Here is a 1,983-nt window from a genome sequence, read left to right as displayed (position 1 = left end):
CTGACTTTCCGCATGTCTAATTTTTACAATTAGGAATTTAAGAAGGAGTCCATTTTCTTTTCTCGAATACAAATGATAAATCATGATACGTTTTTGAGAAAGGACGACTTCTATGAATTCACAACAGATGATCAAACCTATTCATGCCGGTGCGCTGCCAATCAGCTTCGCCATGGCCCGGCTTGCTCATATTCAAGAAACCATTGATCAAAGAGTGCAGTGGAGGGAAGACAATACCAAGGTGTCTCCCGGTTTTTTAATCGAAAGCTTAGTTGCCGCCATCATGTCTACACACGGCACAATTCCGCTTGTGCGCTTACAGGAATACTGGCGGGACCAGGACTGGGAATTGCTTTTTCGCGGCACATCGATCACGCCGGATCAATTGAATGATGACGCCTACGGACGTGCCTTAGACAAGTTGGCGGATCTTGATTTAGAACAATTGTGCATGGACATCTCCGTGCAACTTCTTCTGAAGCACGAAGAAGACATTCAAGTGATCCACGCGGATACCACGTCAAAATCTGTTCAGGGCGTATATGATCAACCCGCAGACGATTCCTTTGTGCTTGCCCATGGGTACAGCAAAGATCACCGGCCGGATCTGAAACAACTGAAAATCGGATTAGGTGTCCAGCAAAAGGGACTTCCATTGTTTGCACAAGTCTTTTCCGGCAATGTTTCTGATCAAAAATGGAGCATACAAGCGATTCAAAAGATGAGTCAGGTTTTCGAAGAAAACGGACAGCGAGCACCTTTTGTGCTCGACAGCAGTTTGATTACAAAAGACAACCTTGCGGCTATGGAACAGAAGCAGATCCAATTTCTTTCCCGGATACCTGATACATTCAGTGTAACAGAGTCGGCCAAAGAAGAAGCCATGCGGTCAACGGAATGGATCGCGTTTCAAACACCAAATGAAAAGGAATACCGCTTGTACACAACTTTCGGAGCACCATGCGCTCAACGAAAAACGATGTATCCACTCACCGTTGTATGGTCCAAGGAATTAGCAACGAAAAAAGAAGGTACGTTGCAAAAAAACTGGGCAAAGATGCAAAAAAAGCTCATGAAAGAACTGAAAAAGAAAGAAAAGACGCTATTTAGTTGCGAAGCAGATGCACGTACTGCTTTAGATGAAAGTATTCGTGCCATCTACGAACAAGGATTTGATGTGAAAGGCGCTGTCACATCTGTCAAAACACTTTCTCATACTGGACCAGGCCGTCCAAAAAAAGACCGTGTCGCAGAAGAAATGACGACATACGCTTTGTCCTTTAGCGACCTGGCGATTCACCCTGCTTTCGCAGAAAGAGAACGTCACATGGCTTCTTGTTTTGTGTTAATCAGCAGCCCGGATATGACGCACTCAGCCGAAGAAAAGCTGCTTCTTTACAAGAAGCAAAGTCGGGTGGAAACGCGGTTTCGTCTCTTAAAAGATCCGATGGTCTTTGATCGCGTCTACTTGAAAAATCCGACACGTGTGATGGCGTTGAGTTACGTGTTTTACCTCGTTCTCTTACTTTTGTCGTATTTGGAGTACCGTGTCCGACGCTCATTAGCAGAACGCCAGGAGGACTGGATTGCGCCCGGCAATAAAAAAACGAAAACGCCATCCGTCAAAGCAATTGTCGAAACATTGGACCGTCTGATGACAATGGCGATCGGCAACGATCGTTATATTGCAGAACCCACACGTCCGCAAATTCACCATGCCGTAGAGTGGGCCGGCTTTGATTTAGAGATTTTGATCACGCCGATCATCGAGATGGAACAACATATTCGATAGAAGACCATTTTTCAAAAAAGATAATCCATTTTTTGGATCACCACCACTCTTTTTCCGAGTAAAAAGAGTGGTAAAAGCGGACTTGCCCCCTTTATTTTGGAAAAAATCACATAAAAATCGCTTGTCTTTGATACCTGTTTTTCAAAAAACAAAAAATCAAAATTGTATTTTTTTGACATGCGGAAAGTCAG

Annotated in this window: 1 protein-coding gene; it reads left to right on the top strand. The window is 44.1% G+C overall.

All coding sequences use genetic code 11. From position 1 onward, the window contains the following. Nucleotides 1–112 precede the first annotated feature (112 nt). Nucleotides 113–1,792, top strand: coding sequence for an IS1634 family transposase (locus tag B1A98_RS19900; protein ID WP_063385347.1), 1,680 nt, complete (start codon nt 113–115; stop codon nt 1,790–1,792). Nucleotides 1,793–1,983: the final 191 nt, after the last annotated feature.

Source organism: Pseudobacillus badius (assembly GCF_002189605.1).
Taxonomy (GTDB): domain Bacteria; phylum Bacillota; class Bacilli; order Bacillales; family Domibacillaceae; genus Pseudobacillus; species Pseudobacillus badius.
Note: the sequence above shows the minus strand (reverse complement) of the source record. Positions and strands in the feature narration are given on the sequence as shown.